Origin of the sequence: Allobosea sp. (genome assembly GCF_030694325.1) — a bacterium.
Taxonomy (GTDB): Bacteria; Pseudomonadota; Alphaproteobacteria; order Rhizobiales; family Beijerinckiaceae; genus Allobosea.
Genome location: NZ_JAUXYO010000084.1, coordinates 1 through 11,725, shown reverse-complemented (window position 1 = coordinate 11,725; position 11,725 = coordinate 1). Strand labels below are relative to the sequence as shown.

9 protein-coding genes are annotated in these 11,725 nt (G+C 68.3%); 5 read left to right on the top strand and 4 right to left on the bottom strand.

Annotated features, from left to right (window positions below; all coding sequences use genetic code 11):
- Positions 1-420: 420 nt before the first annotated feature.
- Positions 421-1,323: an outer membrane protein gene (locus Q8M82_RS04955; RefSeq protein ID WP_305690269.1), complete on the top strand. Its 903-nt coding sequence runs from the start codon at positions 421-423 to the stop codon at positions 1,321-1,323.
- Between the two features lie 73 nt (positions 1,324-1,396).
- Here the strand turns inward: Q8M82_RS04955 and gpmI are convergent, their stop codons facing one another.
- Positions 1,397-2,923 (bottom strand): 2,3-bisphosphoglycerate-independent phosphoglycerate mutase, encoded by a 1,527-nt coding sequence (gene gpmI, locus Q8M82_RS04950; protein WP_305690268.1) that lies wholly within the window; start codon positions 2,921-2,923, stop codon positions 1,397-1,399.
- A 105-nt stretch (positions 2,924-3,028) separates the two neighbouring features.
- Here gpmI and Q8M82_RS04945 point away from each other — a divergent pair, with 105 nt between their 5' ends.
- On the top strand, positions 3,029-3,787 hold the full coding sequence (locus Q8M82_RS04945) for a haloacid dehalogenase type II (RefSeq protein WP_305690267.1): 759 nt from the start codon (positions 3,029-3,031) through the stop codon (positions 3,785-3,787).
- 24 nt (positions 3,788-3,811) lie between these two features.
- Here the strand turns inward: Q8M82_RS04945 and Q8M82_RS04940 are convergent, their stop codons facing one another.
- On the bottom strand, positions 3,812-4,411 hold the full coding sequence (locus tag Q8M82_RS04940; protein ID WP_305690266.1) for a dioxygenase family protein: 600 nt from the start codon (positions 4,409-4,411) through the stop codon (positions 3,812-3,814).
- Between the two features lie 173 nt (positions 4,412-4,584).
- Between Q8M82_RS04940 and Q8M82_RS04935 the strand changes: the two genes are divergently transcribed.
- The gene (locus Q8M82_RS04935) at positions 4,585-5,268 is read left to right on the top strand and encodes a glutathione S-transferase family protein (protein ID WP_305690265.1); all 684 of its coding nucleotides are present in this window, start codon (positions 4,585-4,587) and stop codon (positions 5,266-5,268) included.
- A 26-nt stretch (positions 5,269-5,294) separates the two neighbouring features.
- On the opposite strand, the gene Q8M82_RS04930 is transcribed toward Q8M82_RS04935, so the two are convergent.
- A complete protein-coding gene (locus Q8M82_RS04930) occupies positions 5,295-6,806 on the bottom strand; it encodes a sensor histidine kinase (protein ID WP_305690264.1) in 1,512 nt (503 codons plus the stop codon).
- A 266-nt stretch (positions 6,807-7,072) separates the two neighbouring features.
- Between Q8M82_RS04930 and Q8M82_RS04925 the strand changes: the two genes are divergently transcribed.
- The gene (locus Q8M82_RS04925; protein ID WP_305690263.1) at positions 7,073-8,746 is read left to right on the top strand and encodes a formate--tetrahydrofolate ligase; all 1,674 of its coding nucleotides are present in this window, start codon (positions 7,073-7,075) and stop codon (positions 8,744-8,746) included.
- A 114-nt stretch (positions 8,747-8,860) separates the two neighbouring features.
- Entirely contained in the window at positions 8,861-10,636 is a 1,776-nt protein-coding gene (locus Q8M82_RS04920; RefSeq protein WP_305690262.1) for a sensor domain-containing diguanylate cyclase, read from the top strand.
- 91 nt (positions 10,637-10,727) lie between these two features.
- Here Q8M82_RS04920 and Q8M82_RS04915 read toward each other — a convergent pair.
- Positions 10,728-11,725 (bottom strand): ATP-dependent metallopeptidase FtsH/Yme1/Tma family protein (locus Q8M82_RS04915; protein WP_465248069.1); only part of this gene is annotated, 998 nt, incomplete at its 5' end.

Genomic DNA, 11,725 nt, shown 5'->3' with positions numbered 1-11,725 from the left:
CGCCGTCGACGACATCGTCGATGCCGTGACCAAGGCGGCGGCGTAGGGTCAGGTAGCCCGACCCCTGCCCGAGCGTCATCCTGGACAAGCGGCGCAGCCGCGCAGGCCGGGATCCATCATAGGGCACCGTTGCATTCTCTGATGGATCCCGGCCGACCGGCGGTCGCCCGGGATGACTGAGATGGCAGAGGCATCACCGGTGACGCTGCCCCGCGTCCGATGCGTGTGCGCCGACACGAAGCGTCAACAGCGTCACCACCCGCTCATTAACCTCTCGGCGAGTCTTCAGGCCCGCTTCAGACTTTTTTGAGGTTAATTCCTAAGGTTAAGCCTCGTTTAAGGAATTACCGGCATCGTCTCCTCGTCGGTAACACGCGTGGGCTGCGTAATGGGCGCCGCGCAAACTCGAGGGACACTGCCATGGGCAGCCTGAAAACTTTTGCGCTGGCAAGCGCCATGGCGCTCGGGGCGTCCGCCGCCGCTGCCGCCGATCTCGCCTACGCACCGCCCCCGCCACCCCATGAGCCGCTCGGCCTCAAGGGCACGATCAGCAGCGGCTTCTATCTCCGCGGCGACGTCGGCGTCGGCTCGCAGTCTTATGACGAACTCGACGTGAAGCTGAACAACGGCCCCGTCGCAGCCGCTGCGGGCGTCACCTCCTTCTCCACCGTCAAGCCGGATCGCGGCTTCGCCGCCTTTGCCGGCGTCGGTATCGGCTATCAGTTCAACAGCTATCTGCGCTTCGACGTGACCGGCGAATATCGCGGCGCCTCGATCAATGGCCGCGACCAGATCTCCTACAATTTCGGCGTCCCGACCAACCAGACCAACGTCTACCGCGCCGATGTCGCGACCTTCGTCGCGCTCGCCAACGCCTATATCGATCTCGGGACCTGGAACTGCCTGACGCCCTATCTCGGCTTCGGCATCGGCATGGCCAATCACTCGGTCAGCGGCCTGACGGACCAGGGCGTCAACCAGGCGGCCGGCGCGGCCTTCGCCAACGCCTCCTACGCCTATGGCGACTCGGCCGACAAGACCAACTTTGCCTGGGCGCTGATGGCCGGCGTCTCCTACGACGTCACCTCCAACCTCAAGCTCGACATCGGCTATCGCTACCTGAACATGGGCGACGGTCCGACGATCGGGCTGCGCGGGGCCAACGGACTGCTCGCCAACCCGAGCTCCTCGGTCCGCTTCAAGGGCATCGACAGCCACGACATCCGCATCGGCATGCGCTGGAACTTCAGCGACCCGAACTGCTGCGGCCCGGTCGAGAAGCCGATCGCCTACGCGCCGGCCCCGACCGTCCGCAAGTACTGAGGCGAGGCGGACTTCCATCCAGACGGCGCGGACCCCGGTCCGCGCCGTTTTCGTTTGGAACGAGAGGGAGCGCTCAGCGCAACAGCGACGCGCCCGTCATCTCCGCCGGCTGGGGCACGCCGAGCAGTGCCAGCAGCGTCGGCGCGATATCGGCGAGGCGGCCATCGGCCAACCCCTGCGCATCGCTGCCCATCACCATCACCGGCACCGGGAAGGTGGTGTGGGCGGTATGGGGCGCCCCCGTCTCGGGATCGACCATCAATTCGCAATTGCCGTGATCGGCCGTAACCAGCAGCGCGCCGCCGGCGGCCGCGATCGCATCGGCGATGCGGCCGAGCCCGGCATCGACCGTCTCCACCGCCTTGATCGCGGCGCTCAGCACACCCGTATGGCCGACCATGTCGGGATTGGCGAAGTTCAGCACGACGAGATCGTAGCGGCCGGACGCGATCGCCTCCACGGCGCGCTCCGTCAGCTCCGGCGCCGACATCTCCGGCTGCAGATCATAGGTCGCGACCTTCGGCGAGGGCACCATCACCCGGTCCTCGCGCGGATAGGGCGTCTCCTCGCCACCGTTGAAGAAATAGGTGACGTGCGGATACTTCTCGGTCTCGGCCATGTGGATCTGGGCGAGACCCGCCTTCGCCACCGTCTCGCCCAGGCCGTTGGCCAGGGTCTGCGGAGCAAACAGCGCCGGCATCACCGCGTCGAGCTCGGCGCCATAGGAGGTCATGCTGACCGCCTTCGCCAGGACCGGCCGGCGCGACCGCTCGAAGCCTGAGAAGCCGGGCAGCAGCACCGCATCGAGAATCTCGCGGATGCGGTCGGAGCGGAAGTTGAAGCTCAGCAGACCGTCCCCGTCCTCGATGCCGCCATAGCTGCCGATCACGCTGGCCGGGATGAACTCGTCGGTGACGCCCTGCGCATAGGCGGCCTCGATCGCGGAAGCCGTATCGGCGAACTCCGGCCCCTCGCCCAGCACCATCGCCCGCCAGGCGGTCTCGACGCGCTCCCAGCGGTTGTCGCGGTCCATGGCGTAGTAGCGCCCGGTCAGGCTCGCGATCACCGCTTGCCGCGGCAGGGCGGCGGCGAAGTCGCGGAAATAGCCGGCGGCCGAGCGCGGCGGCGTATCCCGCCCGTCGGTGAAAATGTGCACACGCACCGGAATGCCCTGCTCGACGAGCAGATGCGCCAGCGCCACCGCGTGGTCCTGATGGGCATGCACGCCGCCCGGCGAGACCAGCCCCAGCAGATGGCAGGCGCCGCCGCTCGCCTTTAGCGCGTCGACGAGCCCGCTCGCCGCGAGCACCTGCCGGAGCGAGCCATCCGCGATTGCCTGGTTGATCCGCGGCAGATCCTGCATGACGACGCGCCCGGCGCCGAGATTGAGATGGCCGACCTCGGAATTGCCCATCTGCCCCGGCGGCAGCCCGACATCCAGCCCCGAGGTCTTCAGGAAGGCGTGGGGCGAGGCAGCCCAGAGCCGATCGAAATGCGGCGTCGCGGCGAGGCGCACCGCGTTGTTCTGCGCCTCCTCGCGCCAGCCCCAGCCATCGAGGATCATCAGCATGACGGGGCGCGTGGCGGAGGCGGCGGGCATGGCGACCTGTGAGATTCTGGAAAGACCGCTGTGCGGATACCATGCGCCGCAGCGCCATTGCGAGTGCTAAGAAGATCGGAGGAAAACGGGCGGGGGCGATGCGTCATGACGATCAGGGCCGTGGTCTTCGATGCCTATGGCACGCTCTTCGACGTGCAGTCGGTGGCCGGCGTCACCGAAGCCGCCTTCCCCGGCCATGGCGAGACCATCACCCAGCTCTGGCGGCTGAAGCAGCTCGAATACACCTGGCTGCGCGGGCTGATGGGCGCCTATGCAGACTTCTGGGCCGTGACCCAGGATTCGCTGGCCTACACGCTGGAGACGCTCGGCCTCTCCGCGACGCCGGATTTCGTCGCAACGATCGCGGAGGCCTATGACGGCCTGGCGCTCTATCCCGAGGCGCGCGCCGCCCTCGCCGACCTTGCGGACCTGCGGCTGGCGATCTTCTCCAATGGCAGCCCCGCCATGCTCGGCCGCCTCGTCGCGCAGGCGGGGATCGGCGATCTCCTGGAAACAGTGATCAGCGTCGACGAGATCGGCGTCTATAAGCCCGATCCGCGTGGCTACGCCCATGTCGAGGCGCGCCTGGGCCTTGCACGCGACGAGATCCTCTTCGTCTCCTCCAACGGCTTCGACATCGCTGGCGCGAAGGCTCATGGATTCCGCGTCGCACGGATCGCCCGCCTGCCGGAGGATGCGCTGCGCCGCGACCTCGCGGCCGCCGCCACGATCGACCCGGCCCTGATGTTCAAGGCGCTGCGGCTGCGCCCCGAGCGTCTCGGCTTCGAGGCCGACGTCACCATCGCCGCCTTGACCGACCTCGCCGCCCTCCTGGCGCAGGGCGAAAGCGCAGGGGGGCGCTGACGCCGTCGATCCCGCCGGGCCGCCTCAGTCGGCGAGCACGAAGTCGAAGCGGCCGATCTGCCCGCCCGCCGCCGCCGTGATCTGCATCAGCAGGCTGTCGTGGAAGATGCGGTCGCGCTGGTTGGCCGCCCGCTCCTCGGGGAAATAGAGCTGCGTCGTCAGCAGGGGCCGGTTGCCCGCCTGGACCTTCACGTGGAAATGGCGCGTCCGGCCGGGATAGAAGCCGGGAATGCGGGTGATGAACTGGTAGCGTCCCTGCGCATCGCTGAACTGGTGGCCGCGGAAGCCATAGCCGGCATTGTCGTATTGCCCCTGCGTGTCGGCATGCCAGAGATCGACCACTGCGCCGGCCAGCGGCTGGCATCGCCGCGTCAGCACGAAGCCGGAGAGCACCAGCGTCTCGCCGGGGCCGTCGCCGCGCAGGTCGCGCTTGAGCGGTGAGGACGGCGTGAAATAGGGCCCCTCCGTCTGCCGGCGGGTCCCGGAAGCCGGTGCCTCGCAGGCCGGCGTCGCCGGCAGCGCCTGCGCCTCCGCCAGCCCCGGCAGGGTCAGGCTGGCAAGACCGAAGGCCGAGAGGCGGGCCGTGAGATGCCGGCGGGTGAGCTGGCTGGGGGGTGGCGTCATCCGGCGGTTCCTCTATCGATCCCAAGGCGGCGGCCGCCCCGTCTGCCAGAGGTGGCGCGCGCAGCGGCTCCGGCAAGCCACCCCTCACAGTGACGTGATCCCCCATGCCCGGGACCCCGTGGCCGGAGCCCCCTGCGGAAGATAAGCAGAAAGCCCGACAGCCGGAGGCCGCCATGATCAAGTTCTACTACCACCCCTCGCCTAACCCGGCGAAGATCGCGCTCTTCCTCGAGGAAGCCGGCCTTCCCTATGAGATGGTGCCGGTCGACACCCGCAAGGGCGACCAGTTCAAGCCGGAATTCCTCGCCATCAACCCCAACGCCAAGACGCCGGCGCTGACCGACGGCGACGTCACCGTCTTCGACAGCAACGCGATCCTGCTTTATCTCGCCGAGAAGACCGGGCAGTTCCTGCCCGAGGACACGCCCAAGGCCCGCGGCGAAATGCTCTCCTGGCTGATGTTCGTCGCCACCGGCATCGGCCCCTATTGCGGCCAGGCCGTGCATTTCAGCCGCTTCGCACCCGAGAAGATCCCCTATGCGATCAACCGCTACGCCCGCGAGGCCGAGCGCCACTGGGGCATCATTGATGCGCAGCTCGCCAAGGCCCCCTACATGCTGGGCGAGCGCTATACGCTGATCGACATGTCGGTCTGGGGCTGGGCGACGCGGCTCGGCTTCGCCGTCGGCGACCACTGGGCCGAACTGTTCCCGCATGTGAAGCGCCATCTCGACGTTGTCTCGGCCCGCCCCGCCGCGCAGCGCGCCATGGCCCTCAAGGACGCCTTCGCCTTCAAGACGGAGTTCGACGACGAGGCCCGCAGGATTCTGTTCCCGCAGAACGCCCATCTCGCCTGAGGCAGGGCTCTGCGTCGGCGTCCCCCTCAGGGGCGCGCCGGCTCCTCGCCGTCCCCGTCCTTCAGCGCCTCCAACGGGGCATCCAGCGTGAAGACGAGGCCGGCGGGCAGATAGGCACTGTCCGCCCGCCCCTGGGCGGCGGTGAAGGTGCGCTGGATCAGTCGCGATCCGAAGCCACGGCGTGAGGGCGGCACGACCGGCGGCCCTCCGCTTTCCTGCCAGCGCAGCCGGAACTGCGGCACCCCGTCGATCTCGTCGATGCGCCAGGACACCGAGACGCGGCCGCTCTCGTTCGACAGCGCACCGTACTTGACCGCGTTCGTGGCCAGTTCGTGGAGGACGAGGGTGAGCGCCAGTGCCGCCCGCGGCCCGAGCACGACATCGGGCCCGCCGATCGCAAAACGCGTCGGATCACCCTGGATGCCGATGACGCTGGTTGCGACATCGCTCATCGCGGCATGGGCGCGCGCGCCGCCGACAAGCAGGTCGTGAGCCCGTGCCAGGGCCGAAAGCCTCGCCGTGAAGGCCTCGTTGGCCGCCTCCAGCGAGGTGGCGCCGCGCAAGGTCTGCGAAGCGATGGCCTGGATCATGGCGAGCGTGTTCTTCACGCGATGCGCCAGCTCCTGCATCAGCAGGCGCAGCTGCGCCTCGGTTTCCTTGCGCTCGGTCACGTCGATATGCGCGCCGATCAGCCGCAGCGGCCGGCCCTCCCCGTCGCGCTCGATCTGCGCCACGGCGGAGATCCACCGCACCGCACCGTCGGAGGGTCTGATGATGCGGTATTCCATCTGGTAGTCGGTCGCCGAGCCGGCCACGCTCTCGCGGAAATGGCTCTCGACCATGGCCCGCTCCTGCGGGTGGATGCGCCGCACCCAATCCTCATGGCTCTCGTGCCTGGCCTCGGGCGGCAGCCCGTGGACCAGCAGGTATTCGGGCGAGCGGGTGTTGCGGAAGCCCTCGCGCAGATCGACCTCGAGCCCCCCGACCTTGCCGATCTTCTGGACCTGGGCCAGTTCCTGCTCGCGCCGGCGCAGCGCCTGCTCGGCGACCTCACGCTCGCGCTGGGCCTGGACAAACGCCGTCGTCTCGATGACGACGGCGAGCACGCCCAGCACATCGCCACCATCGTCGAAGATGGGGCTGTAATCGACGTGCAGCCAGACATCCTCTGCGGTGCCGTTGCGATGGAGCACGAGCGGCAGGTCGCGGTAGGACAAGGGCTGACCACCCTCGAAGACGGTCGCCATCACCTGGTCGTGGAGCTCCCGGACCTCCGGCCACGCCTCATGCAACGCCTGTCCCAGAATATCGGGATGTTTCGCCCCGGCGATCACGGCATAGGCGTCGTTGTAGAACAGGAGCCCGGAGGGGCCCCAGAACATCACCATCGGCGTCGGGCTCGCCAGCACCACCTGAACGGCCGAGCGCAGACGCGCCGGCCAGGCCGATACGGGGCCCAGCGGCGTTTCCTCGCCGGTCCAGCGGCGCAGAATCGCACCCACCTCACCGCCCCCGAACGGCCAGGATCGCTCGTTCATCCATCTCCCCCGAGCCGAGCGGCAGGGCCGCAGCCAACCCATTGCCGGACCATGGTGATGCCAGCCACGAATGGCCCCGGCAAGCCCGCATCGCCCGCGCAGCACTAGCAGGCCTACCGTGCCGCCCCTGCGTCAAATGACACGGTCGTCAGGAGCCGGCACCCCCCCTGCGAAAGCAGTGGCAGGCGGCGGGGTTTCGCGGCAGTGTCGCCGGAACGATTCCGACCGGACGAACCGGCGGACGAGAGCCTGGAAGAGGGGCAGGAATGCCGACTGACATCGAGATCGCGCGCGCGGCCATGCTCCGGCCGATTGCGGACATCGCCGCACGTGCCGGCATTCCCGAAGCCGCGCTCGAGCCCCATGGCAAGTTCATCGCCAAGGTCGATACGCAGTCCATCCCCGATTTCGCGGGCAAGCCGGACGGCAAGCTGATCCTCGTGACCGCCATCAATCCGACCCCGGCCGGCGAGGGCAAGACCACGACGACAGTCGGGCTCGGCGACGGCCTCAGCCGCATCGGCAAGCGCTGCATGATCGCGCTGCGCGAGCCCTCGCTCGGCCCCTGCTTCGGCGTCAAGGGCGGCGCCGCCGGCGGCGGCCATGCCCAGATCGTCCCGATGGAGCAGATCAACCTGCACTTCACCGGCGATTTCCACGCCATCACCAGCGCGCACAATCTGCTCGCGGCGATGATCGACAACCATGTCTACTGGGGCAACGCGCTCGGCCTCGACACGCGCCACATCGCCTGGCGCCGGGTCATGGACATGAACGACCGTGCCCTGCGCCAGACCGTGTCCTCGCTCGGCGGCGCCAGCAACGGCTTCCCGCGCGAGGACGGTTTCGACATCACCGTCGCTTCCGAGATCATGGCGATCTTCTGCCTCGCCAACGATCTCGACGATCTCGAGGCCAGGCTCGGCCGCATCGTCGTCGGCCGCACCCGCGACAAGCGCCCGGTGACCGCTGCCGACCTGAAGGCGACCGGCGCGATGAGCGTGCTGCTCAGGGACGCACTGATGCCGAACCTGGTGCAGACGCTGGAAGGCACGCCCGCCTTCGTCCATGGCGGCCCCTTCGCCAACATCGCCCATGGCTGCAATTCGGCGATCGCCACGCGCGCGGCGCTGAAACTCGCCGATTATACGGTCACCGAGGCCGGCTTCGGTGCCGATCTCGGGGCCGAGAAGTTCTTCGACATCAAGTGCCGCAAGACCGGGCTGAAGCCCGCCGCGGCCGTCATCGTCGCCACCGTTCGCGCACTCAAGATGCATGGCGGCGCGGCGAAGGAGGCCCTCGGAGCCGAGGATCTCGGCGCCCTTCAGGCCGGCCTCGCCAACCTCGCCCGGCATGTCGGCAACATCCGGAAGTTCGGCGTGCCGCCGATCGTCGCGATCAACCATTTCGTCAGCGACACCGACGCCGAGCACGCACTGATCGCGAGCTACTGCCGCAACCATCTCGGCGTCGAGGCGGTGATCTGCCGGCACTGGGCGCAAGGCGGCGCCGGTACGGAAGAACTCGCCCACAAGGTCGTCGCGCTGGCCGAGAGCGGCGAGGCCGATTTCGCGCCGCTCTATCCCGACGAGATGCCGCTCTGGCAGAAGCTCGAGACCGTGGCACGGGAGATCTACGGCGCGCAGGGCATTTCGGGCGATGCCAAGGTCCGCGCCCGCTTCGCGGAACTGGAGGCCGATGGCTACGGCCATCTGCCGGTCTGCGTCGCAAAGACGCAATACTCCTTCTCGGCCGACCCGACCCTGCGCGGCGCACCGTCCGGCCACATCGTCCCGGTGCGCGAGGTCCGGCTCTCTGCCGGCGCCGGCTTCGTCGTCGCGATCTGCGGGGACATCATGACGATGCCCGGCCTGCCGCGCATGCCGGCGGCCGAGCGCATCCACATCGACGCGCAGGGCCGCATCGAGGGCCTTTTCTGAGCGCATTCCGCACCAACGCCTGTCGGCCAGGAGCGATCGGCGAAAGCCTGTCCGACAGGGATCCGGAGCGGCCGGCAGGCTTTCTGCGGTCGCCGCCGGTCCGAGGAGGACACCATGCCGACCCGACCAGCCACTGCCGCCATGCTGTTGCCGAAAGGCCTGCGCGGCCGGGTGCTGGCCTGGACGCTCGCCATTCTGGTGGCGATCGCAGTTCCGGCCGCCGGGATCTTCGTCTGGCTGGTGGACAGCAGCGTGGTCAAGCTCGGCACGCTCTTCGCCGAAAAGCAGATCCTGTTCGATCGCTATCGCGGGCTGGAATCGCTGATGCGCGAGGTCTCTCTGGCCGAGACGGTAGCCCGCTCGCCGGCGATCCTCGATTGGGCCCAGGACGAGGCCGATCCCGTCAAGGCGCAGCGCGGCCTGGCCGAACTCGAGCATTATCGCCTGTCCTTCAAGGACAGGAGCTACTTCGTGGTGCTCGACGGCTCAGGGAATTACTATTTCAACGACAAGGCCAACACCTACGAGAACGATCGCCTCCGCTACACGCTCACGCGCGACAACCCCCGCGACGGCTGGTACTTCCAGACGATCGCACAGGGCTCGGGCTGCCACCTCAACGTTGATCACGACGACAACATCAAGGTCACCAAGGTCTGGATCAACTGCATCATTCGCAGCGGTGAGCGCGTGCTCGGCATCATCGGCACGGGCGTCGATCTCAGCCAGTTCATCCGCGAGGTCGTCGATATCCCGCAGACCGGGGTGCACAGCATGTTCGTCGATCGCAACGGCGCGGTGCAGGCCCATCGCGACCCCAAGCTCGTCGACTTCCACAGCCTGACGAAGGACAGCAAGGCCAAGAAGACGATCTTCCTGCAGCTCGACCATGAGCGCGACCGCCGCGCCCTGGCGGAGATGATGCGGCAGGTCGCCGCCGGCGATGCGCTCGTCAGCTCCCGCTTCATGCAGATCGACGGCCACCGGTCGCTGGTCGGCGTCGGCTATCTCGACCGGCTCGGCTGGTTCAACGTCACCATCATGGACGTCGAAGCGATCATCGACCGCCGCCTGTTCCTGCCGATCGCGCTGCTCCTGGCGGCGATGCTCGTCGCGGCGGCCGCATTGCTGACGCTGGCCTTCCAGCGCCGCGTGCTCGACCGGCTGGCGCGCGTGGAGGGCGACGTTCAGAAAGTCCGGGCGGGCCAGTTCGACCAGGTCACGAGCGATGGCGGCGACGACGAGATCGGCCGGCTGTCACGCGCATTCGGTGAGATGGCGGGCGCCATCCGCGACAACACCGACCGCCTCGAGGAGATGGTCCGCGCACGCACTCACGACCTGGAGCGCCTCGCTCAGCTCGATCCGCTGACGGGCATCTTCAACCGCCGCGGCTTCGAGCGGGCGTTCGACGCGGGCCAAAGCCGCGCCCGCCGCGCCGGGAGGCCGATGGGCCTGCTCCTGATCGACATCGACCACTTCAAGGCGATCAACGACGTCTACGGCCATCGTGAGGGCGATCTCGTCATCCTCGCCGTCGTCCAGCGCCTGACCTGGCTGCTGCGCGGCTGCGATGTCTGCGCGCGCTGGGGTGGGGACGAGTTCATCCTGCTACTGGACGCGGCCGATCGCGCTTCGCTCGCGGCGGTCGCTGGCAAGATCGGCGCGTCCTTGCGCGCGCAGCCGGTCGTGCTGGCCGAAGGCCGTTGCCTGCCGGTGAGCGTCAGCATCGGTGCGAGCCTCGTGCGCGAGGGGCAAAGTCTCGCCGACGCCGCCAACGAGGCCGACCGGGCGCTCTACGCCGCCAAGCAGGCCGGCCGCGATACCTTCATCCTCTTCGACGACGCCGGACGGAGCGAGCCGCGCCCCGCGCAGCCGATCTCCGGCTGAGGCGAGCGCTGCGCCCCTGCAGCAAAAAAGGGCGCCCCTTTTCGGAGGCGCCCTTCCCGGAATTCCAGTTGATCCGCTGTGGATCCGCGCCTCACACCTGAGGCTGCGGCTCGAGCCCGGCATCGGGCTCGTCGCGCTTGCGGCCCTTGCCCGCGCTCGGAACCGCCGAACCACGCGGGGTCGAGGGCGTGTCGTCGATGTCGCGCGTCGGGCGCTTGCCGGCGATCAGGTCGCGGATCTCCTCGCCGGTCAGCGTCTCGAATTCGAGCAGCGCCTCGGCGACCGCCACGAACTGCTCGTGATGCTCGGTGAGGATGGCCTTGGCGTCCTGGTAGCCCTGGTCGACCAGGCGCTTCACCTCGGCGTCGATCTTCTGCGCCGTGGACTCGGAGATGTTCTGGCTGCGGCCCATCGACATGCCGAGGAAGACCTCTTCCTGGTTGTCGCCATAGGCGACCATGCCGAGTTCCTCGGAATACCCCATCTGGGTGACCATGGCCTTGGCCATCTTGGTCGCCTGCTGGATGTCGCCCGTGGCGCCCGAGGTCACGTTCTCGCGGCCGAAGGTCATCTCCTCCGCCACGCGCCCGCCCATGGCGACCGCGAGCTGCGAGGTGAACTCCTTGAACTTCATCGAGTAGCGGTCGCCCTCCGGCAGGAACTTGACCATGCCGAGCGCGCGGCCGCGCGGGATGATCGTGGCCTTGTGCACAGGGATGCCGGCCGGGACATAGAGGCCAACGATGGCGTGGCCGGCCTCGTGATAGGCGGTCAGCTTCTTCTCCTCCTCGGACATCGCCATGGATTTGCGCTCGGCGCCCATCATGACCTTGTCCTTGGCATCCTCGAATTCGGCATGGGTGACCATGCGCTTGCCGCGACGTGCCGCCAGCAGCGCCGCCTCGTTGACGAGGTTCATCAGGTCCGCGCCCGAGAAGCCGGGCGTGCCGCGGGCCAGGATGCGCAGATCGACGTCGGGCGCCATCGGCACCTTGCGGACATGGACGCGCAGGATCTTCTCGCGGCCGGCGACGTCGGGGTTCGGCACGACGATCTGGCGGTCGAAGCGGCCCGGACGCAGCAGCGCGG

Excerpts from the sequence above, each read along its gene's own strand:
- Q8M82_RS04940 (WP_305690266.1), bottom strand. The coding sequence starts at position 4,411 with ATGACGCCACCCCCCAGCCAGCTCACCCGCCGGCATCTCACGGCCCGC.
- Q8M82_RS04925 (WP_305690263.1), top strand. The coding sequence starts at position 7,073 with ATGCCGACTGACATCGAGATCGCGCGCGCGGCCATGCTCCGGCCGATT.
- Q8M82_RS04945 (WP_305690267.1), top strand. The coding sequence starts at position 3,029 with ATGACGATCAGGGCCGTGGTCTTCGATGCCTATGGCACGCTCTTCGAC.
- Q8M82_RS04935 (WP_305690265.1), top strand. The coding sequence starts at position 4,585 with ATGATCAAGTTCTACTACCACCCCTCGCCTAACCCGGCGAAGATCGCG.
- gpmI (WP_305690268.1), bottom strand. The coding sequence starts at position 2,923 with ATGCCCGCCGCCTCCGCCACGCGCCCCGTCATGCTGATGATCCTCGAT.
- Q8M82_RS04955 (WP_305690269.1), top strand. The coding sequence starts at position 421 with ATGGGCAGCCTGAAAACTTTTGCGCTGGCAAGCGCCATGGCGCTCGGG.
- Q8M82_RS04920 (WP_305690262.1), top strand. The coding sequence starts at position 8,861 with ATGCCGACCCGACCAGCCACTGCCGCCATGCTGTTGCCGAAAGGCCTG.
- Q8M82_RS04930 (WP_305690264.1), bottom strand. The coding sequence starts at position 6,806 with ATGAACGAGCGATCCTGGCCGTTCGGGGGCGGTGAGGTGGGTGCGATT.